The organism is Bradyrhizobium sp. MI1.4 (assembly GCF_055811315.1).
Map to the genome: position 1 here is coordinate 177,723 of NZ_JBVVPP010000005.1, position 21,640 is coordinate 199,362.

Below are 21,640 nucleotides of genomic sequence, written 5' to 3' on the forward strand. Positions count from 1 at the left end.
GCCGCGCTGAATCCCACGGACCCTAAAGGATTACGGTAAACACGGGATTGCATCGCGCGGAAATTGCATCGCGCGAACTCCGGAAAAATACGGGAAATGGCGTCAGGTCAACGGTTTCGGGCAGCGAAGCTTGGGCCCGTCCTCCGCTGTCGTCCCGGATCGGGGCTCCGCCTGTCCGGGACGGCGCTGGGGGTCACACGTCGAAAAATACCGTTTCGTTGTCGCCCTGGAGCCGCAGGTCGAGCCGGTACACCGGCTTGCCGGCCTCGCGCACGGCCGTCAGCGTGGCGCGACGGTCGGCAGGCACCACCGCCAGCACGGGATCGGCGGCATTGCCGGCCTCGTCACTGAAATAGATGCGGGTATAGAGATGCCGCAGCATGCCGCGACCAAACACCGCAAGCAGGACATGCGGTGCCTGCGGCTTGCCGTCGGGATCGGGCACCACGCCCGGCTTGATGGTTTCAAAGGAATAATTGCCGTCCTTGTCGGTGCCGCAACGGGCAAAGCCACGGAAGCTCGCATTCGACAGCCCGCGCTTGTCCTGCGGATCCGCGAAGCGCCCCTGCCCATCGGCCTGCCATATCTCCAGCATGACATCGGGCACGGCGACGCCATCGCCGTCGAACACGCGGCCCTCGATCCGGACGCGGTCGCCGGTGACGTCGGGCGTCAGGGTCGAGTTGGTGAACGCATCGTTCCAGGCGTACTCACCGGTCGGCGTCAGGCCGTATTTGAAGAACGGGCCGACGGTCTGCGACGGCGTGATCCCATTGTCCTGCACTTAATGGTTCTCCATAGGCGTGGCGTTCTTGCCGCGCAGCACGATGTCAAAGCGGTAACACAGCGCCCATTCGGGCTGGGTGTTCTCGAGATCAAACGATGACACCATCCGCGCCCGCGCCTTCTCGTCCGGCACCGAATTGAAGATCGGATCGAACGGGAACAGCGGATCGGCCGGGAAGTACATCTGCGTCACGAGACGCGTGACGAAGGAATGGCCGAACACAGAGAGATGGATGTGTGCGGGACGCCAGGCGTTATGATGGTTGCCCCAGGGATAGGCGCCAGGCTTGATGGTGACAAAGCGGTAGTAACCGGAGACGTCGCTCACGGTGCGGCCGGCGCCCGTAAAGTTCGGATCGAGCGGCGCCGGATGCTGGTCGCGGACGTGAACGTAACGGCCGCAGGAATTGGCCTGCCAGATCTCGACCAGCGAGTTCGGCACGCCGCGGCCGTCCTCGTCGCACACATGGCCGTGCACAATAATGCGTTCCCCGAGCGGCTCGCCGGTGTGTTGGGTGGTGAGATCATTGTCGCCCTCGCGAACGGTCTCGTGGCCGTAGACCGGGCCGGTCAGCTCCGACAGTGTATGGCGCATCGGGATCAAGGGCTTGTTCGGCGCCCGCTTGATCGAGCTTTTGTACTCGGGCGACAGCGGCAGCGGATGCGCCGTGTTGCTGTCGACGGGATAGATGAATGTCATTGGCGAACTCCTCCCCGGCCCTTTTCCGACCGGTCAACGCTTCCGCCAATCATTATAGGATATAACTAATTGGGGGAAGCGGCTTTGAGCCCTATTTGATCGGCGGACGCGGCAGGACGGCCTCGCCGGCTTCGAGCCGATAGACATGGTCCAGCGAATACCAGGGCGTCGCGACGTCGCGCTCGGTCGGATGTGGCGTGTCATGGCGCAGGAACTTGCCGATCAGCGCTTTGGTCACGCCGAACTGCACGTCACTATCGATATGCGGGTCGGCGGGGTCGTAGACCTGCGAGATCAGCACCTTGAATCCGGGCTTGAAGACCAACGCGTGCAGGTGCGCGGGACGATAGGGATGCCGGTTCTGCGCCTCCAGGAGGCGGCCGACCACGCCGTCGGTCGGAATGGGATAGCCGACCATCATCACGGAGCGGAACGAGAAGGCTCCGTCCTGGTCGGTCGTAAACTTGCCGCGCAGGTTCATGTCGGCCTGCTCGGGGTCCTGGTTTTCATAAAGACCAACCGGCGACGCGTGCCAGACGTCGACCTCGGCGCCGGCGACGGGACGGCCGTCCTTGTCCACGACGCGGCCGTTGACGAACAGCGGCGCGCCTGGGGTCTCGGAGCGGACGATCGATCCGCCATTTTCCACCCGCGGCGAGTTCAGCCGCCAGAATGGTCCGAGCAGCGACTGGTCGGTCTCCGTGTTGCCCTCATCGCCATTGTTCAGCAGGCACACCAGCGGCGAGACGCCGAGCGAGCCCGCCATCAGCACGACCTCGTTATGCGTGTCGGTCGAGAGCTTGCCGAGCTCGGCGATAACAGCCGTGGCGTCGCGGAATTCCTTCTCGGTCAGGCGAACGTCGCGAACAAAACCGTGCAGATGCTTGACCAGGGAGACCATGATCTGGCGTAGCCGTGGATCGGATGTCTGCTCCATCACCGCCAAGGCCGCGGCCGTGACGTCCTGCTCGCGCGCGATGATCATGGGATGCTCCCTCACCTTGCGTCATGGCCGGGCTTGTCCCGGCCATCCACGACCTTCTTCTCGCGGCACCAAGAACGTGGATGCCCGGGCCTTCGCCTCGCCGAAGAGGCTTCGGCCTCGCAGGCGGGACAAGCCCGGGCATGACGAGTCTGGGGCACCCGGCTCCGGGATGACGGAACGCCACGCGTCCCGTCAGTTCAGCTTCTCGATCGCGACCGCAACGCCCTGGCCGACGCCGACGCACATGGTGGCGAGCGCGAGCTTGCCGCCGCGCTTCTCCATGCCGTGTACCGCGGTGAGCGCGAGCCGCGCGCCGCTCATGCCGAGGGGATGACCGAGCGCAATCGCACCGCCATGCGGATTGACGAAATCGGCATCGTCGGCAACGCCGAGCTGGCGCATGCAGGCGATACCCTGCGAGGCAAAGGCTTCGTTGAGCTCGATCAGGTCGAAATCGCTGATTTTCTTGCCGAGGCGCTCCATCAGCTTGCGGGTGGCCGGCACCGGGCCGATGCCCATGATGCGCGGCGGCACGCCGGCCGAGGCGAGGCCGAGGATGCGCGCGCGCGGCGTCAGGCCGTGCTTCTTAACCGCAGCCTCGGACGCCAGGATCATCGCGGCGGCGCCGTCATTGACGCCGGAGGCGTTGCCCGCGGTCACCGTGCCGGGATTGCGCACGATCGGCCTGAGCTTCGTCAGGGCTTCCAGCGTGGTCTCGGGACGCGGATGCTCATCCTTGTCGACGGTGACAGGGCCGGCCTTGCCGCCGGGAATGGTGATTGGGGTGATTTCTTCGGCGAAATAGCCGGCCGCAATCGCGGCGCCCGCGCGCTGCTGCGAGCGGATCGCGAAGGCGTCCTGATCGGCGCGCGAGACCTGGAATTCCTCGGCGACGTTCTCGCCGGTCTCGGGCATCGCGTCGACGCCATACTGCGCCTTCAGCAGCGGATTGATGAAGCGCCAGCCGATCGTGGTGTCGAAGATCTCAGCCGAGCGCGAGAACGCTTCCTGCGCCTTGCCCATCACGAAGGGCGCGCGCGTCATGGATTCGACGCCGCCGGCAATCGCAAGCTCGATCTCGCCGGAGCGGATGGCGCGGCCGGCGGCACCGACCGCATCGAGACCGGAGGCACAGAGCCGGTTCAGGGTCTGGCCTGGAACGGAATCCGGCAGGCCCGCAAGCAGGAGCGCCATGCGTGCCACGTTGCGGTTGTCCTCGCCGGCCTGGTTGGCACAGCCGAAGAAGACCTCGTCAACCTGTGCCCAATCGAGATTGGGGTGCTTGGCCATCAGCGCCTTGATCGGGGCCGCCGCCAGGTCGTCGGCACGCACCTTGGCGAGCGACCCGCCAAAACGGCCGATCGGGGTCCGCACGGCATCGCAGATAAAGACGTCACGCATGGTTGTTCTCCCTGAATGCCGCGATCCGGCCTAAATTCTTCAATGTCGACGGAGTTTTAGGAGGGCGCCCGCGGCAGGTCAATTGACCGATACGCGCGTGTTCCGAGGGGTGTGCACGCGAGTTGCGCATGCCGCGGTGCGGACAACGTGGAAAACCTCCCCTCTCCGGCCAAAGCGATAGGAGCGCGGGGCGAAATTTTGTAGGTTGCGCCGCCCATGACAATGCAACAACCGATCCCTGCACCGCCTCCCGACGATACGCCCGCGCCGCAGGCGGAAGCTGCCGCGCGCGTCACGCCGATGATGGAACAGTACCTTGAAATCAAGGCGGCACATCAGGGCCTTCTGCTGTTCTACCGGATGGGCGACTTTTACGAGCTGTTCTTTGAGGACGCCGAGATCGCCTCCAGGACACTCGGCATCGTCCTGACCAAGCGCGGCAAGCATCAAGGCGCCGATATCCCGATGTGCGGCGTGCCAGTCGAGCGCTCCGAGGACTATTTGCACCGGCTGATCACCGCCGGGCACCGGGTCGCGGTGTGCGAGCAGACCGAGGATCCCGCGGCGGCGAAAGCACGCGGCAACAAGAGCGTCGTGCGCCGCGGCGTGGTGCGCCTGGTCACGCCGGGCACGCTGACCGAGGACACGCTGCTCGACGCGCGCGCCAACAATTACCTGCTGGCGCTCGCGCGCGCGCGCTCATCGGCGGGCGGTGACCGCTTTGGCCTCGCCTGGATCGACATCTCGACCGCCGAATTCACGGTGACGGAATGTTCGGGCGGCGAACTCGCCGCCACGCTGGCGCGGATCAATCCGAACGAGGTGATCGTCACCGACGCGCTCTATAACGACAGCGAGCTCGGACAGACCCTGCGCGAGCTGCCGGCGGTGACGCCGCTGACCCGCGACGTCTTCGACGGCGCCACTGCCGAGAAGCGGCTGTGCGACTATTTTGCCGTCGCGACCATGGACGGACTGTCCCAGCTCACGCGGCTGGAAGCCACTGCCGCCGCCGCCGCCGTCACCTATGTTGACCGCACCCAGGTCGGCAAGCATCCGCCGCTGTCGCCGCCCGCGCGCGAAGCCTCGGGCGCGACCATGGCGATCGATCCCGCCACCCGCGCCAATCTCGAACTGACGCGGACACTCGCCGGCGAACGCCGCGGCTCGCTGCTCGACGCGATCGACTGCGCGGTGACCTCGGCCGGCTCGCGCCTGCTGGCGCAGCGGCTTGCCGCGCCGCTGACCGATGCGGCGGCGATTGCGCGGCGGCTCGATGCCGTCGGCAGCTTCGTTGCCGACTCGGCCGCGCGCGAGGACATCCGCAGCATCCTGCGCGGCGCCCCGGACATGTCGCGGGCGCTGGCCCGTATATCCGTCGGCCGCGGCGGTCCGCGTGACCTCGCCGGCCTGCGCGATGGCATCATCGCCGCCGACCAGGTGCTAACGCGGCTTGACGAACTCGACCAGCCGCCGCAGGAGATCGCCGTGGTGATGGCGGCGCTGCAAAAGCCATCGCGCGAGCTCGCGGCGGAATTCGCCAGGGCGCTCGACGATCAACTGCCGCTGATCAAGCGCGACGGCGGGTTCGTTCGCCAGGGCTATGAGCCTGCGCTGGACGAAACGCGAAACCTGCGCGACGCCTCGCGCCTGGTGGTGGCCTCGATGCAGGCGCGCTACGCCGACAACACGGGTGTGAAGGGGCTCAAGATCCGGCACAACAACGTGCTCGGCTATTTCGTCGAGGTCACCGCGCAGCACGGCGACAAGCTGATGTCGGCGCCGCTGAACGCCACGTTCATCCACCGCCAGACGCTGGCCGGCCAGGTCCGCTTCACCACCTCCGAGCTCGGGGAGATCGAAGCCAAGATCGCCAATGCCGGCGACCGCGCACTCGGGCTCGAGCTCGAGATTTTCGAGCGGCTCTGCGCCAAGGCTTTGGCAATCAGCGAGGAGCTGCGCGCCGCCGCCCACGCCTTTGCGCTGCTCGATGTCGCGTCGTCGCTGGCCAAGCTGGCGCTCGACGAGAACTATGTGCGGCCCGAGGTGGACTCGTCTCTCGGCTTCGCGATCGAGGCGGGCCGCCATCCCGTGGTCGAGCAGGCCTTGAAGCGCAATGGCCAGCCGTTCATCGCCAATGCCTGCGATCTCTCGCCGGGCCCTGCGCAAAAATCCGGCCAGCTCTGGTTGCTGACCGGTCCGAACATGGCGGGTAAGTCGACCTTCCTGCGCCAGAACGCGCTGATTGCGTTGCTCGCCCAGATCGGAAGTTTCGTGCCGGCGACACGCGCGCGGATCGGCATCATCGACCGCCTGTTCTCGCGTGTCGGCGCCGCCGACGATCTCGCCCGCGGCCGTTCCACCTTCATGGTCGAGATGGTTGAGACCGCTGCCATCCTCAACCAGGCCGGCGAGCGCGCGCTCGTGATCCTTGATGAAATCGGCCGCGGCACCGCGACCTTCGACGGCCTCTCGATCGCCTGGGCCGCAATCGAGCACCTGCACGAGAGCAACCGCTGCCGCACGCTGTTCGCGACGCATTACCACGAGCTGACGGCGCTCTCCGCCAAGCTGCCGCGGATGTTCAACGCGACCGTGCGGGTGAAGGAATGGCAGGGCAATGTCGTGTTCCTGCACGAGGTGTTGCCGGGTTCGGCCGATCGCTCTTACGGCATCCAGGTCGCCAAGCTCGCGGGCCTGCCGCCGGCCGTGATCACGCGCGCCAAATCGGTACTGGCGAAGCTGGAAGCCCAGGACCGCGGCCAGACCGCGCGCGCGCTTGCTGACGATCTGCCGCTGTTCGCAGTGCCCTCGCGCGCCGCCGCAGAAGCCACACCGCCGAGCGAGGCCGAACTGCTGATGGACGCGGTGAAGGCGCTGCATCCGGACGAGATGTCGCCACGCGAAGCGCTCGATGCGCTGTATGCGTTGAAGGCCAAGCTGCCGAAGCAGTGACGGTGCCGCAGGGTGGGTTAGCCGAAGGCGTAACCCGCCACCTTTGTCAGCGCGCGAGAAGTGGGGGGACGCTTAGCTAACCCACCCTATGCTTCTGAACGCTACGCCCTCGCCGCGATCGCCGCCGCTTCCGCTGCGGCGCGCTGCATGCTGGTCGACATCTCGTTGGTCACCGTGCTCTGCTCTTCGATTGCCGCGGCCGTCGACGTCACATATTCGCTGACGTTGCTGATGGCCGTCTTGATCGAAGCCAGGGCAGTGACGACGTCTCCAGAGATGCCGTTGAGGCTACCGATCTCAGCGCCGATCTTGTCAGTGGCCTGCTTGGCTTGGTTGGCGAGGCTCTTGACCTCCGAGGCCACCACCGCAAAGCCCCGACCGGCTTCGCCGGCGCGGGCGGATTCGATGGTGGCGTTAAGTGCCAGGAGGTTGATCTGCCCGGTGATGTTGTTGATGAGCTCGACGATCCCGCTCATCGCCAGCGCCGCTTCAGTGAGGCGCTGGGCCTGGGCATCAGCGGACGCGACCTGCTCCACCGCGCTCATCGCCGTCTCGCGCGATTTGGTCATGGCCCCGGAAATCTCCCGCACCGAGGCGTTCAGCTCTTCCGATCCGGCGGCGACCGATTCCATCATGCCGCGGACGCGCTCGTTGCCCATGCGGACCAGCACCTGCTTCGTGACGTCGGTCGCATATTTCACGACCTTGAACGGCTTGCCGTTGAGATCCATGATCGGATTGTAGGAGGCCTGGATATAGACCTCCCTGCCGCCCTTGCCGATGCGCTTGTATTCGGCCGCCTGATACTGGCCGCGGTTGAGCGCCGCCCAGAACTCGCGATAGCCATTGCCATCGCGCTCCGAGGGCTCGACAAACATGCTGTGGTGCTTGCCCTTGATCTCAGCCAGCGAATAGCCGAGGGCGCCGAGGAAATTGGCGTTGGCGGTGATGATCGTGCCGTCCATGTTGAACTCGATCACCGCCTGCGCCTTCTCGATCGCCGAGATCTGGCCCGCAAGGTCGGCATTCTTCAGCTTCTCCGCCGTGACGTCGGTCGCGAACTTGGCGACGCCGAAGGGCTTGCCGTTCTCATCGAGTAGCGGATTGTAGGAGGCGAGAATCCAGACCTCGCGGCCGCCCTTGCCGATGCGCTTGAACTCGCCAGCCTGGTATTCGCCGCGGTTGAGCTTGGCCCAGAACTCGCGATAGGCCGCGCCGTCGCGCTCGGCCTGGGGCATGAAGAGGCTGTGATGCTTGCCCTGGATCTCGGCCAGCGAATAGCCAAGCGCGTTGCAGAAATTCTCGTTGGCCGTGACGATGGTGCCGTCGAGCTTGAACTCGATCACGGCCTGGGCGCGGCCGATAGCGGCGATCTTCGAAGAGGCCGTCATGCTCCGGATCTTCTTCTCGGTGATTTCGGTCGCAATCTTGGCGACCATCACCGTCTTGCCGTTGCCGTCGAGCACCGGATTGTAGGATGCTTCGATCCAGATCTCACGGCCGCCCTTCGCGATCCGCTTGAACTCGCTTGCCTGATACTCGCCGCGGTTCAATTCAGCCCAGAACGCCTTGTACTCGGCGCCGTCGCGCTGGTCGGCCGGCATGAACATGGCGTGCTTCTTTCCCTTGATTTCGTCGAGGGAATAGCCGAGGGCGTTCAAGAAATTTTGGTTGGCGGTCAGGATCGTGCCGTCCATGGCAAACTCGATCATGGCCTGCGAGCGGCCGATGGCTGCGAGCTGAGCATCCGCGTCGTTGCGGGACTTGCGACCAAACATCAGTGAATCTCCGAAATCATGAAATTGCGTGACGGGATCAGGGGACGTGACGGCGCGGCACACGCGCCGAATTCCAATCGAAACTTCCGCCGGTAAAACTCGCATTGCGAAGACCGAGGCGGGTATGCAGAATAATTCAGTACCCATAAGACTCGAATAAAGTGCTAACGAATTCTGCGAAAGGCGATGGCCGACAAAGCAGCCTAAAGCTGCACGACGGCGCGCCTTACACGCTGCTCGGTCGGCGCTGCGACTTGAAATGGCCTTGGTCCTTCAGGAGTTTGAAGGAATGCGTCTCGTGACCGGTCATGGCGAGTTTGCTACGGAAGTATCCGGCGACGCCGCGCCGCATGTCCGTAGTGTCACGGCGCTTGCCGCGCCCTGTGCAGCGTACGCCGCCCGATCCCCCACAGCGTAAGATTCCAAACAATGCAGGTGGCGAGTGCAAGCCCAAGACCGACGGCGGAGCCGAACCACGCCACCGCCACGTGCAACACCGCGATCGCCATTCCGAATCCGAGCAGCCCCCAGGCCGAATTGGCCAGCACCGCGGCGGTCGGCGGACCGCCGATTCGCGGATGCAGGATCACCATGATGCTGGAAAACACCACCGGATACAGCGCGATGATGCCGCTGATCCGGGGACCGACCCAGCCCGAGGTCGAGACGACGATTGCGACGAGGGTCGCGACCAGCGCGGCCCGCATCGGCACGTCATACCAGCGTCGCGTCACCAGCGGCATCTTTACATGGCGATAGCCCGCGAGCAGCGGAATGCAGATGCCGAATGCGATCAGATTGGCGGCGAGCCCGGCGGTGAGCGGCCAGTCAAACTGCTTGATGATCGAGGCGAACACGATCCAGACCGCGACCGCGCTTCCGCAACTCACCAGAAGGCTGCGCCGTTGCGCCAGCACCACATAGGTGAGACACATGAAGATCGTCGCGGCATTGACCGGCAAGCTCGACAGCGCGCCCTGCGCGATGAAGGCGGCATCGTGGTCGAGCGCAAGGAAGACGTAGGATGGCCCGGCCGAAACCGGCAAGGTCGCGACCAGCGCGCCGATCACCGGCCCTGAGCGCTCGGTGATGATCGACGCCGTCACGACGAACGCCGCCGCGACCATCATGCGCAGAACGAGGATGAGGATGAGGTGGAGCTCGGGGGACATTTTTTTCTTTTGTCGTCCCGGGCTTCGCCGAGACGACACGAATTGTTGGGCGAGCGGCCTTCGCTCGCTACATCCGCTGCATCGACACCGAGACCTTCGGGCCGTTCTTGATGGTCTGATAGACCACGCAGTAGCGCTCGGTGAGCTTGAGCAGCAGGTCGAGCTTGTCTTGCGGCGCATCAGTATCGACGTCGAAGCGCAGACGTATCTCGGCGAAGCCGACCGGCGTCTCCTTGTCGACGCCGAGCGTGCCGCGGAAATCGAGATCGCCCTCGGCGTAGACGTTGCCGGTCTTCAAGGGCACCTCGATCGCGGTCGCGACCGATTTCAGCGTGACGCCGGCGCAGGCGACCAGCGCCTCGAGCAGCATGTCGCCCGAGCAGAGCTCGAGGCCGGAGCCGCCAGTCGCGGGATGCAGGCCGGCCATCGCGATGGCGCGGCCGGTCTCGACCTTGCAGGCGATGCCCTCGCTGTCGGTCGAGCCCTTGGCCTTCAACGTGATCATCGCGGTCTTGGGGTCGGTCTTGTAGCGCTCCTTGATCGGGGCCTGCATCTGGCGCAGTGCTGCGGCGTCCATTTTGTCTCTCCCGGGAAAATCGTCTCTACGAAGTACCGGCTTGCGATGTACCGGCTCGGAGCGAAATTGTCACCACCACATGGCCTGACCGGGACCCTGGGTTGCGTCACGGTCGGGCACGCTGCGGTCGAGCGAACGGTCGAGTGACGTCAGCACACTTCGCTTGAAATTCTCGAACAGCGGCGAATTGCGGTCGCGTGGCCTGCCCAGGTTGATCTCGATCTGGTCGAACAGCCGGCCCGGCCGCGGCCGCATCACCAGCACGCGGTCAGCCAGCACCACGGCCTCGTCGACGTCATGGGTGACGAGGATGAGCGTCGGCCGCGTGTCGGCCCAGAGATCGAGCAGATGATCCTGGAGGTCCCTGCGGGTGAAAGCGTCGAGCGCCGAGAACGGCTCGTCGAGCAAGAGCACCTCGGGCTGCGGCACCAGCGCGCGGGCGATCGCGACGCGCTGTGCCTGCCCGCCCGAGAGCTCGCGCGGCCAGGCCTGCGCCTTCTCGGCGAGCCCGACACGCTCGAGCGCACGCGCCACCTTTTCACGCCGCTCGGTCGCGGGCCCATCGGCAAGACCAAAGCCGATATTGTCGGCGACGCTGAGCCAGGGCAGCAGCCGCGGCTCCTGGAAGATGATGCCGATCTTGGCATGCGGCGCGGCGATCGCCTCGTTGTCCAGCGTCACCGTGCCCGAGCTTGCGCGGTCGAGGCCCGCGATGGCGCGCAGCAGCGTGGACTTGCCACAGCCCGAGCCGCCAATGATGGCGACGATCTCGCCTTGCCTGATCTCGGCGGAGAAGCGCGCCAGCGCCTGCACGCCGTTGGGATAGGTCTTGCTGACCCGGTCGAGCGCCAGCATCGCCTTATGCTCCCGTTGTACGCCCAAAGGCGTCCTGCCAGCGCAGGAAGGGCGCAGCCGCGATCTCGATCAACCAATCCGTGAGCTTGCCGAGGATCGCGAAGATCACGATGGCGGCGAGGATCTGCGCGGGCTTGCCGAGCTGCTGGCCGTCGAGCAGGAGATAGCCGAGGCCTTCGGACGCGCCGATCAGCTCGGCCGCCACCACGAACATCCAGCCCAGACCAAGACCGACGCGCAAGGACACGACATAGGCCGGCAGCACCGCGGGCAGCAGGATACGGCGGATCATGGCAGGCCCGGAGAGACGGAATGTGCGACCGACCTCGACGATCTTGCGATCGACGATGAGGATCGCGCCCATCACGCCGAGATAGACCGGAAAGAACACGCCGACCGCGATCAGCGCGATCTTCGAGGTCTCGAAAATGCCGAGCCAGAGGATGAACAGCGGCACCCAGGCCAGCGACGGGATCGCGCGCAGCGCTTGCACGGTCGGGTCGAGCAGCCGCCGCGCCAGCGACCAATAGCCGGATATGGCGCCGAGCAAGGTGCCCGCGACCACCCCGAACGCGAAGCCGAGGCCGACACGCCACAGCGTTGCGGCGATGTGACGGAACAGTTCGCCGGAGCGCGCAAGATCAACGACGGTGGCGAACACGCGCGAGGGCGGCGGCACCAGCCGGCCGTTGGACCAGCCGGACCAGACCACGAGTTCCCAGCCAAGCGCGAGGGTCAGTGGCAACACTAATCCCAGCGTCGGCCCCGCATAGCGCGACAGCCGCGAGGGCGCGGCGCTCTCGGCCGGTTCCGTAGTCTGTTGCAGCACTGGCGCGTCAGAGATCATGGCCGGTAGGAAGCGCGTCTTGTGCGGGATTGCAAGGGCGCGCGGCATTCTCGGCGTCGTCCCGGACAATCGCAGCGAAGCGGAGCGCAGATCCGGGACCGATAACCACGGGAAGGCGTGGCTACGGGGACTTGGAGTTGCCCCTTTGGCGCCAAACCACTTCCTGTGGTTATGGGTCCCGGGCTCGCTTCGCGCCCCGGGACGACGACCGAGTTTGCCGCGCGCCTACCTTTAATTCGTCGGCAGCGGCACCTGATCGTCGATCAGCCCATCCAGCGTCGCCTTCACGTCGACCTTGGCGTCGACGACGCCGGCCTGTTGCAGGGCGAGGCCCGCGGCGAGGATCGATTCGCGCTGGGGCGCGCCGATGCGGCTGTGGGTCAGCTCGGTGCGCTCCTTGAGTTGCTTGTCGACGACAGGCTCCGGCAGCTTGGTCACGGCGATGAAGGTCTTCTTGAGCTCGTCGTAATTCGCGAGCGAATATTTGCGCGCCTCTTCGTACACCGCGAGCACGCGGCGGGCGGCGTCCGGATAGTCTTTCAAAAACTGCTCGCGCACATTGAGGATGCCCCAAGTGTTGGCGTCGGCCTTGCGATAGAACAGTTTCGCGCCGTCCTCGACCTCGGCCTGCGCCATCATCGGATCGAGCCCGGCCCACGCATCGACGTCGCCGCGGATCAGCGCGGTCTTGCCGTCGGCGTGCTGGAGCAGCACCGGCGTGATGTCCTTTTCGGTGAGACCTGCGCCAAGCAATGCGCGCACCAGGAAGATGTGCGGATCGGTGCCGCGCGTCACCGCGACCCGCTTGCCCTTGAGATCGGCGACATTAGCAATCTTGGAATCCTTTGATGTCACCAACGCCGTCCATTCGGGACGCGAATAGACGTAGATCGACTTGATCGGGTTGCCGTTGATACGCGCGACCAGCGCCGCCGAGCCCGCGGTCGAGCCGAAGTCGATCGAGCCCGCATTGAGGAATTCGAGCGCCTTGTTGGAGCCGGCCGACTGCACCCAGGTGACGGTGATGCCGTCCTTGGCGAACTCCTTTTCCAGGAGCCCCTTCTGCTTCAGGACCATCGACACCGGATTATAGGTCGCCCAGTCGATACGGATTTCCTTGAGCGGATCCGCCGCCCGCGCCGCGGGGGACATGGCAAGAGCGACCGCTCCCGCCAACAGTATGCGTCGCGTAATCCTGGTCATGCCAGACCTCCTCAAAACTTCATTGTTTTTCAATGAGTTAGATCTAGAAATCAACGAGAAAATCCATCCCTCGAAAGCGCGCCGGCTGAGAACAGCTTTGCCCAAAGCCGCACCTTTCCAGCATGGAACGACTATTGCGAGAGAATGGCGGGTGACAGCGCCGGCCGCCTCTTATATCCGGTGAGACATGGACAGCGTCGCGACTGAACACAAGGCCGAGGTGGACGATCGCTTCGACACCGCGCGGATCACCGCCGCGGTCGATGCGCTTGCCGAGAAGCACCAGGGACGCGAGGACGCGTTCCGCACGGCCATGGCGCAACTGCTCAAGGCCGAGCTGATTGCCTCGCGCGCTGCGGCACAGACGATCCTGCTGAAGGACCGTCATGGCCGGCGCTGCGCCGAGCGACTGTGCCACGTGCAGGACGAGATCATCCGCATCCTGTATTCGGCCGCGACCCGCCATCTCTACCGCTCGCCGATTCCGAGCGGTGCCGAGCGCATGGCAGTGGTGGCGACCGGCGGCTATGGCCGCGGCCTGATGGCCCCCGAGTCCGACATCGATCTGCTCTTCATCCTGCCCTACAAGCAGACCGCCTGGGGCGAGCAGGTCGCCGAGGCCATTCTCTATTGCCTCTGGGACATGGGGCTGAAGGTCGGTCACGCCACGCGCTCGGTCGACGAGTCGATCCGGCAGGCGCGCGGCGACATGACCATCCGCACCGCGATCCTGGAGACGCGCTTCCTTACCGGAGACCGGCCGCTCTATGACGAGCTGGTTGCCCGCTTCGACAAGGAGGTCGTGCAAGGCACCGCGTCCGAGTTCGTCACCGCGAAACTCGCCGAGCGTGAGGAGCGGCATCGCCGCGGCGGCCAATCGCGTTATCTGGTCGAACCCAACGTCAAGGACGGCAAGGGTGCGCTCCGCGACCTGCACACGCTGTTCTGGATCGCGAAGTACGTCTACCGCGTGAGCGACACCGACGAACTGGTCGACCGCGGCGTGTTCGACGCGCAGGAATACCGCACCTTCCGCCGCTGCGCCGACTTCCTCTGGTCGGTGCGCTGCAATCTTCACTTTTACTCCGGTCGCCCTGAAGAGCGCCTCTCCTTCGACCTCCAGCGCGAGATCGCGGTCCGGCTCGGCTACACCTCGCATCCCGGCATGCAGGACGTCGAACGCTTCATGAAGCACTACTTCCTGGTCGCCAAGGAAGTCGGCAACCTCACCGCCATCCTCTGCGCCAAGCTCGAGGACCAGCAGGCCAAGCCCGCGCCGGTGCTGAGCCGGATGATGGCGCGGCTGCGCCCCACCGCGGTGAAGCGGCGAGTGCCCGACAGCGACGACTTCATCGTCGACAACAACCGCATCAACGTCGCCGCGCCCGACGTGTTCAAGCATGATCCGGTCAATTTGATCCGCATCTTCCGCCTGGCGCAGAAGAACAATCTCGCCTTCCACCCGGACGCGATGCGCGACGTGACGCGTTCGCTCGGCCTGATCAACGCGCAGATGCGCGAGAATCCCGAAGCCAACCGGCTGTTGATGGAGATCCTGACATCCGACAACGCGGAAATCGTGCTGCGGCGGATGAACGAGACCGGCGTGCTCGGCCATTTCATCCGTGCCTTCGGCAAGATCGTCTCGATGATGCAGTTCAACATGTATCATCACTACACCGTCGACGAGCATTTGATCCGCTGCGTCGGGTTCCTCCAGGACATCGAACGCGGCGGCATCGAGGAATTCGCGGTGGCGAGCGACCTGATGCGCAAGATCCGGCCGGAGCATCGCTCCGTGATCTACATTGCGACGCTGCTGCACGACGTCGCCAAGGGCCGGCCCGAGGATCACTCGATCGCCGGCGCCAAGGTGGCGCGACGGCTCTGCCCGCGGCTCGGCTTCAGTCCGGCCGACACCGAGCTCGTGGCCTGGCTGATCGAGGAGCATCTGACGATGTCCACGGTCGCACAGTCGCGCGATCTCTCCGACCGCAAGACCATCGAGAATTTCGCCGCCGTGGTGCAGTCGGTCGAGCAGATGAAGCTCTTGACGATCCTGACCACCGCCGACATCCGCGGCGTCGGCCCAGGCGTGTGGAACGGCTGGAAGGCGCAGCTCTTGCGCTCGCTGTACTACGAGACCGAACCGGTGCTGACGGGTGGCTTCTCGGAGGTAGACCGCGGCAAGCGGCTCACGGCCGCGTATGCCGAATTCCGTAACGCCTTCGCGGAATGGCCGGCGGAAGAGCTCGACGCCTATATCGCCCGGCACTATCCGGCCTATTGGCTCAAGGTCGAGCTGCCGCGCAAGATCCGCCACGCGCGCTTCGTCCGTGCCAGCGAGCAGGCGGGCCACAAGCTCGCGATCAATGTCGGCTTCGACGAGGTGCGTGGCGTCACCGAGCTGACCATCTTCGCCGCCGACCATCCCTGGCTGCTGTCGATCATCGCAGGCGCCTGTGCCTCGGCCGGTGCCAACATCGTCGATGCCCAGATCTACACCACGACCGACGGTCGCGCGCTCGACACCATCTCGATTTCCAGGGAATACGACCGCGACGAGGACGAGGGACGGCGCGCCACACGCATCGGCGAGATGATCGAGGACGTGCTGGAAGGCAAGCTGCGTCTGCCCGAAGTGGTGGCCCGGCGCACCGTGCGCGGCAAGGCGCGGCCGTTCGTGATCGAGCCGGAAGTGACCATCAACAACCAATGGTCCGACCGCTACACAGTGATCGAAATGTCCGGCCTCGACCGCCCCGGGCTGCTCTACGAGCTGACCACCGCGATCTCGAAGCTCAACCTCAACATCGCCTCGGCCCATGTCGCGACCTTCGGCGAGCGCGCGCGCGACGTGTTCTACGTCACCGATCTCCTGGGCGCACAGATCAGCGCGCCGACACGTCAGGCCGCGATCAAGAGCGCGCTGACCCACGTGATGGCCGGCGACAAGGCGGTTCAGCCAGCGGCCTGACTTCTCTCGTCATTCCCCGCTGAATCATCGCGCCGACTTTTGTTCGGAGAATCGCAGCGCGTTCACCAGCGCAGACAGCGTCGCCGGTTGATGCCGACGACTGGGATAATACATGAAGAAGCCCGGAATTGGCGGAGTCCAATCCTCCAGCACCCGGACAAGGCGGCGCTTCGCAACATATTCGGCGACCTGCTCTTCATAAGCGAGTCCCACACCAACCCCGGCGAGCGCCGCCTGGATCACCAGGTGGGTATCGTCAATGATGAGTGGGCCGTTCACGTTGATCGTGACCGACTTTCGTCCCTGCTGAAACTCCCACCGATATGGTCCACCCGCAAGACGCAGCGTAATGCACCGATGATCGTTCAGATCCTTTGGTTTCTTGGGGATGCTTCGTGAAGCGAAATAGCTTGGCGAGCCCACTACCGCCAATCGCAGTTCGGGCGTGAGGCGAACCGCGATCATATCCTTTTGAATGTACTCGCCAAGCTGGATACCGGCATCGAACTCGCCTGCAACAAGGTCCACGGGGCCAGTGACGGTAACAACGTCCAGAACGATGTCCGGGTAGGACTCAGCGAAAGCTCTCAACCGCGGCAACAACACCATCACGGCAGCTGATCGTGACATTACGATTCGGAGACGACCTTCGGGTCGCTGCCGAACACTTCGGGCCTTGTCGAGGGCGTGACGAATTTGCTCAAGCGCCGGAGACAAGTCTTCCAAAAGAGCTGCCCCCGCAGCGGTTGGCGCAACGCTCTTGGTTGTTCGAGCGAGCAGCTGCAGCTCAAGCCGTTGCTCAAGCCTCCGGATTGTGTGACTCAAGGCAGACTGAGACACACCCAGCCTTATCGCAGCGCGCGTAAAGCTTCGTTCACTGGCCACGATTGCGAACGTCGCGAGCTCGTTCAATTCGTTTGTCATCGTCTATGAATATCGATCATAAGCCCATGCCGCGCAAGTCGGCTGGCTTCATAAACAACTATGCCGTAGGCTCCCACCCGCAATTCGACGACCTACGGTGCTTTTCTGCACGGGCGCCAGGCTGACGCTCGGCACGGCTGGCCGGGCCGGGCCGCATGAATGCCCGGTGTAACGGCTTTGAGGATGACAATGAATACGGACGTTCCCGCCTTGCACTCCCTTGCGCAAACCTATTTCGATGCTGCCTATGAAATGGATGCCGAGAAATTTGCATCCATATTTCACCCCTTGAGTTCCGTGACGAAGGTCGCCGAGGACGGCAACGTGGGCGTGACGCCGATTGCGACCTGGCTGGCAGCGGTCCGCGACATGAAAGCTCCAAAGCAACAGGGCTTCGAGCGAGACGATCAGATCCTGTCGACGGATGTTGAAGGAGAGCTCGCGCTTTTGAAGGTGAAATTGCGCATCCCGCCGCGTTACTTCACAGACCTGTTGTCGTGCTTGAAGGTGAACGGGACTTGGAAGATCGTGCAGAAAGTAATGACGTCGAACGTCTGATGGATTCGGTCACGGCGGGGGAGAGCGGCCGAAGGCTCGCTCGACGGCCCATCGCCGGCCGCCGCCAATCGCTCAACCGTTGTCAAACAGGCGCTTAGACCGCCACGCCTTCATGCCGCAGCAGCCAGCGCTTGCGCTCGAGGCCGCCGCCATACTTCACCAGAGAACCATCGGCGCCGATCAGGCGGTGGCACGGCAGCACCACGCTGATCGGATTGGAGCCGTTGGCATGGCCGACGGCGCGAATGGCTTTGGGCGTGTCGATCCTTGCGGCGAGCGCGCCGTAACTCATTGTGGTGCCGGCAGGGATTTGCGCCAATGCATTCCAGACCTTCTGCTGGAACGGCGTGCCGGCGATGCGCCAGGCGATGTCTGAGAGCTGGCCGAGATCGCCGTCGAAATAGTCCGACAGCGCAGTCCGCATGGCCGCGGGCGCGGGCTGGTCACTCAGGTCCACCAGACCGTAATGCAGGCGCAAGAGCTCGCGCATGCGGTGCTCGTAATCCTCCCAGTCGAGCGCGCGCAAGGCGCCCTCAGCGTCGGTGATCAGCAGCGCCATCCCGATCGGCGTCGCCAGCCGATCGAGGCCGAAGCTTACAGGCGGTTTGGTCGGTCGCGCGGGCATTGCGGCACCATTGCATCGAAACACGCCATCGCACTTGCCACGCCAGCCGTGCTAGCGTCCACCCGAAAGCTGACGCTGGGGGAGCTCAACTTGATCTGGATCGCGAATATCCTGGTGGCGCTGGTCGCCGCACTGCACGCTTACTTCCTGATCCTGGAGATGTTGCTCTGGGACAAGCCGCAGGGCTTGAAGGTTTTCCGCAACACGCCGGAGAAGGCAGCGATCACCAAGGTGCTGGCCGCGAACCAGGGACTCTATAACGGTTTCCTGGCCGCCGGCCTGGTCTGGGGGCTGGTGCACGGCAATCCGGCCTTCGCGTTCCAGATCAAGGCGTTCTTCCTGCTCTGCGTGATCGTGGCGGGCGCTTCTGGCGCGGCGACCGTCAGCACGCGGATCCTGATCGTGCAGGCGCTGCCGGCGGCGCTCGCGCTGTTGGCCTTGTTCCTGACCTGAGATGCCATAGCGCGGCACCGCGATCCTTGCGCGGCGCCTGCCGTTCCTCCACAATCTCCGACAGCGATGGCGACCGTTGGCAATCAACGGGACAAGACCGTCGGTCGGAAATTCCGTCAGGAGGAACAAGCCCACATGAGCAATCGCAGAGCCTTCATCACCGCCACGGCGGCGCTCGCCTTCGCGTTCTCCGCCAACCAAGCTCTCGCCCAGAAGAAATACGACACCGGCGCGAGCGACACCGAGATCAAGATCGGCCAGACCGTGCCGTTCTCCGGACCCTATTCCGTCTACGCCAATATCGGCAAGACCCAGGCCGCCTACTTCAAGATGATCAACGATCAGGGCGGCATCAACGGCCGCAAGATCAATCTGATCCAGTATGACGACGCCTATTCGCCGCCGAAGACGGTCGAGCAGGTGCGCAAGCTCGTCGAAGGCGACGAGGTGCTGTTCACCTTCCAGATCATCGGCACGGCCGCGAACGCTGCCGTGCAAAAATATCTCAACGGCAAGAAGATCCCGCAACTGCTGGCCTCGACCGGCGCCGCGCGCTTCAACGATCCGCAGAACTATCCCTGGACCATCGCCTATAATCCCAACTACGTGTCCGAGGGACGCATCTACGCCAAGTACATCCTCAAGGAGCATCCGAACGCCAAGATCGGCGTGCTCTACCAGAACGACGACATGGGCCGCGACTATCTCGCCGGCCTCAAGAGCGGTCTCGGCGACAAGGCCGCCAGCATGATCGTCGGCGAGGTGTCCTACGAGGTCACCGATCCGACGGTGGACTCGCAGGTGGTCAAACTGAAGTCGTTGGGCGCCGATCTTTTCTATGATGCCTCGACACCCAAATTCGCGGCGCAGGCGATCAAGAAGGTCGCCGAGCTCGGCTGGACGCCGGTGCACATTCTCGACATCAACGCGAGCCCGATCTCGGCGACGTTGAAGCCGGCCGGTCTCGACATCTCCAAGGGCATCATCTCCACCCAATATGGCAAGGAGCCCGGCGATCCGCAGTGGAAGGACGATCCGGGCGTGAAAGCGTTCTTTGCCTTCATGGACAAGTATTTCCCCGAAGGCGACAAGCTCAATACCGTCAACACCTATGCTTATTCAGTCGCCGAATTGCTGACGCAGGTGCTGAAACAGTGCGGCGACGACCTGTCGCGTGAGAACGTGATGAAGCAGGTCGCTAACATCAAGGACTTCACCCCGAGCTTCGCGCTACCCGGCATCAAGATCAACACCGGGCCGAACGACTACCGCGTCAACAAGCAGATGCAGATGATGAAGTTCAACGGCGAACGCTGGGAGCTGTTCGGCCCGATCATGGAGGATGCGGGTCCAGCGGGTTAGCCTCTCGGATATCTCATAGGGCGGGTTACGCCCGGCGGACTGCACTTCGCGCATCCGCCGGCGCTGGCCCACCTTACAAACCTGCTGCGCAGCCGCGCATGCTACGAACTGCGGGCGCACGCCCAGCTTGCGTTGCAACAACGCCTCATCCACTATCGCCGTCAGCGGTGACATCAGGTGCGCACAGGCGCACCTGATTGATCACCGGCAACAAACATTGAGGAAATGCGAATGAGGAATGGAATGCTGCATCTGGCCACGGCAACGGCGCTGACCCTGGCGCTATCGGTCTCGGCGGCCAATGCCCAGAAGAAATATGATCCGGGGGCCAGCGATACCGAGATCAAAGTCGGCCAGACCGTGCCGTTCTCGGGACCGGCATCGGCCTACGCGTCGATCGGCAAGACCCAGGCCGCCTATTTCAAGATGATCAACGACCAGGGCGGCATCAACGGCCGCAAGATCAATCTGATCCAGTATGACGACGCTTACTCGCCGCCAAAAGCAGTGGAGCAGGTGCGCAAGCTGGTCGAGAGCGACGAGGTGCTCTTGACCTTCCAGATCATCGGCACGCCATCGAATGCGGCCGTGCAAAAATATCTCAACTCCAAGAAAGTGCCGCAGCTGTTCGCGGCCACCGGCGCCTCGAAGTTCACGGACCCGAAGAACTTTCCGTGGACGATGGGCTACAACCCTAACTATTTCGTCGAGGGCCGCATCTACGGCCAGTACATCCTGAAGGAATATCCAAACGCCAAAGTCGGCGTGCTCTATCAGAACGATGATCTCGGCAAGGACTATCTGAACGGCATCAAGGCCGGGCTCGGCGACAAGGCCGCCAAGATGATCGTCAACGAGTCCTCCTACGAAGTCTCGGACCCGACCGTCGATTCGCAGATCCTCAAGATCAAGGATGCCGGCGCCGATCTGTTCTTCAGCGCCAGCACGCCGAAGCAAGCGGCGCAGGCGATCAAGAAGATCGGCGAGATCGGCTGGAAGCCGGTGCAGATCGTCGACATCAACGCCACCTCGGTCGGCGCGGTGATGAAGCCTGCCGGTCTCGACGCCGCCAAGGGCGTGATCAGCGTCAATTACGGCAAGGATCCGCTCGATCCGACCTGGAAGGACGATGCCGGCCTGAAGAAGTATTTCGACTTCATGGCGAAGTACTATCCGGACGGCGACAAGGATTCGAACTTCAATACCTACGGCTACGGTACCGCCCAGCTTTTGGCCCACGTGCTGCAGCAGTGCGGCGACAACCTGACGCGCGAAAACGTCATGAAGCAGGCGGCTTCGCTGAAGGACGTGACCAGCGATATCGCCCTGCCCGGCATCAAGGCCAACACCTCGGCGACCGACTACCGCGTCAACAAGCAGCTTCAGATGATGAAGTTCAACGGCGAACGCTGGGAGCTGTTCGGCCCGCTCCTGGAAGATGCGGGTCCGGCGGGTTAGTTCTCTCGGAGCAAGCAGGTGAGG

General features: G+C 64.0%; 18 protein-coding genes. 6 read left to right on the top strand and 12 right to left on the bottom strand.

Annotation, left to right across the window (positions count from 1 at the left end):
- Nucleotides 1-193 precede the first annotated feature (193 nt).
- The 4 genes from pcaG to pcaF form a co-directional block, all read right to left on the bottom strand.
- Nucleotides 194-784, bottom strand: coding sequence for a protocatechuate 3,4-dioxygenase subunit alpha (gene pcaG, locus AC0L23_RS08260; protein WP_085349771.1), 591 nt, complete (start codon nt 782-784; stop codon nt 194-196).
- Nucleotides 785-1,486 (bottom strand): protocatechuate 3,4-dioxygenase subunit beta, encoded by a 702-nt coding sequence (gene pcaH, locus AC0L23_RS08265; RefSeq protein WP_085361940.1) that lies wholly within the window; start codon nt 1,484-1,486, stop codon nt 785-787.
- 91 nt (nt 1,487-1,577) lie between these two features.
- Complete coding sequence (locus AC0L23_RS08270) at nt 1,578-2,471, bottom strand: dioxygenase family protein (protein ID WP_085361941.1); 894 nt, start codon at nt 2,469-2,471, stop codon at nt 1,578-1,580.
- 192 nt (nt 2,472-2,663) lie between these two features.
- Entirely contained in the window at nt 2,664-3,872 is a 1,209-nt protein-coding gene (gene pcaF / locus AC0L23_RS08275; RefSeq protein WP_027566040.1) for a 3-oxoadipyl-CoA thiolase, read from the bottom strand.
- Nucleotides 3,873-4,088: 216 nt separating this feature from the next.
- Here pcaF and mutS point away from each other — a divergent pair, with 216 nt between their 5' ends.
- Nucleotides 4,089-6,827, top strand: coding sequence for a DNA mismatch repair protein MutS (mutS, locus tag AC0L23_RS08280; protein ID WP_085361942.1), 2,739 nt, complete (start codon nt 4,089-4,091; stop codon nt 6,825-6,827).
- Between the two features lie 101 nt (nt 6,828-6,928).
- On the opposite strand, the gene AC0L23_RS08285 is transcribed toward mutS, so the two are convergent.
- The 6 genes from AC0L23_RS08285 to AC0L23_RS08310 all read right to left on the bottom strand — a co-directional run bounded on the left by AC0L23_RS08285 (nt 6,929) and on the right by AC0L23_RS08310 (nt 13,259).
- On the bottom strand, nt 6,929-8,605 hold the full coding sequence (locus AC0L23_RS08285) for a methyl-accepting chemotaxis protein (protein ID WP_085361943.1): 1,677 nt from the start codon (nt 8,603-8,605) through the stop codon (nt 6,929-6,931).
- Nucleotides 8,606-8,967: 362 nt separating this feature from the next.
- Nucleotides 8,968-9,777 carry a hypothetical protein gene (locus AC0L23_RS08290; protein ID WP_085361944.1) on the bottom strand — a complete coding sequence of 270 codons (810 nt, stop codon included), beginning with the start codon at nt 9,775-9,777 and terminating at the stop codon, nt 8,968-8,970.
- Between the two features lie 67 nt (nt 9,778-9,844).
- Nucleotides 9,845-10,354, bottom strand: coding sequence for an OsmC family protein (locus AC0L23_RS08295; protein WP_027566043.1), 510 nt, complete (start codon nt 10,352-10,354; stop codon nt 9,845-9,847).
- Nucleotides 10,355-10,423: 69 nt separating this feature from the next.
- Entirely contained in the window at nt 10,424-11,209 is a 786-nt protein-coding gene (locus AC0L23_RS08300) for an ABC transporter ATP-binding protein (RefSeq protein WP_018455896.1), read from the bottom strand.
- A 4-nt stretch (nt 11,210-11,213) separates the two neighbouring features.
- A complete protein-coding gene (locus AC0L23_RS08305) occupies nt 11,214-12,056 on the bottom strand; it encodes an ABC transporter permease (RefSeq protein ID WP_085349796.1) in 843 nt (280 codons plus the stop codon).
- A gap of 231 nt (nt 12,057-12,287) precedes the next feature.
- Nucleotides 12,288-13,259 (bottom strand): aliphatic sulfonate ABC transporter substrate-binding protein, encoded by a 972-nt coding sequence (locus tag AC0L23_RS08310; RefSeq protein WP_085349765.1) that lies wholly within the window; start codon nt 13,257-13,259, stop codon nt 12,288-12,290.
- 187 nt (nt 13,260-13,446) lie between these two features.
- Here AC0L23_RS08310 and AC0L23_RS08315 point away from each other — a divergent pair, with 187 nt between their 5' ends.
- On the top strand, nt 13,447-16,236 hold the full coding sequence (locus tag AC0L23_RS08315) for a [protein-PII] uridylyltransferase (RefSeq protein WP_085361945.1): 2,790 nt from the start codon (nt 13,447-13,449) through the stop codon (nt 16,234-16,236).
- Between the two features lie 24 nt (nt 16,237-16,260).
- On the opposite strand, the gene AC0L23_RS08320 is transcribed toward AC0L23_RS08315, so the two are convergent.
- Nucleotides 16,261-17,160: a LysR family transcriptional regulator gene (locus tag AC0L23_RS08320; protein WP_085361946.1), complete on the bottom strand. Its 900-nt coding sequence runs from the start codon at nt 17,158-17,160 to the stop codon at nt 16,261-16,263.
- 189 nt (nt 17,161-17,349) lie between these two features.
- Here AC0L23_RS08320 and AC0L23_RS08325 point away from each other — a divergent pair, with 189 nt between their 5' ends.
- Nucleotides 17,350-17,718 (top strand): nuclear transport factor 2 family protein, encoded by a 369-nt coding sequence (locus tag AC0L23_RS08325; RefSeq protein ID WP_085349795.1) that lies wholly within the window; start codon nt 17,350-17,352, stop codon nt 17,716-17,718.
- Nucleotides 17,719-17,812: 94 nt separating this feature from the next.
- Here AC0L23_RS08325 and AC0L23_RS08330 read toward each other — a convergent pair whose 3' ends face one another.
- A complete protein-coding gene (locus tag AC0L23_RS08330; RefSeq protein WP_085361947.1) occupies nt 17,813-18,343 on the bottom strand; it encodes a methylated-DNA--[protein]-cysteine S-methyltransferase in 531 nt (176 codons plus the stop codon).
- Between the two features lie 90 nt (nt 18,344-18,433).
- Between AC0L23_RS08330 and AC0L23_RS08335 the strand changes: the two genes are divergently transcribed.
- The 3 genes from AC0L23_RS08335 to AC0L23_RS08345 all read left to right on the top strand — a co-directional run bounded on the left by AC0L23_RS08335 (nt 18,434) and on the right by AC0L23_RS08345 (nt 21,616).
- Nucleotides 18,434-18,796 (top strand): DUF1304 domain-containing protein, encoded by a 363-nt coding sequence (locus AC0L23_RS08335; protein ID WP_162496325.1) that lies wholly within the window; start codon nt 18,434-18,436, stop codon nt 18,794-18,796.
- Nucleotides 18,797-18,931: 135 nt separating this feature from the next.
- Nucleotides 18,932-20,158 (top strand): ABC transporter substrate-binding protein, encoded by a 1,227-nt coding sequence (locus AC0L23_RS08340; RefSeq protein ID WP_026233046.1) that lies wholly within the window; start codon nt 18,932-18,934, stop codon nt 20,156-20,158.
- A 231-nt stretch (nt 20,159-20,389) separates the two neighbouring features.
- Entirely contained in the window at nt 20,390-21,616 is a 1,227-nt protein-coding gene (locus AC0L23_RS08345) for an ABC transporter substrate-binding protein (RefSeq protein WP_085385519.1), read from the top strand.
- The last annotated feature ends 24 nt before the right edge of the window (nt 21,617-21,640 follow it).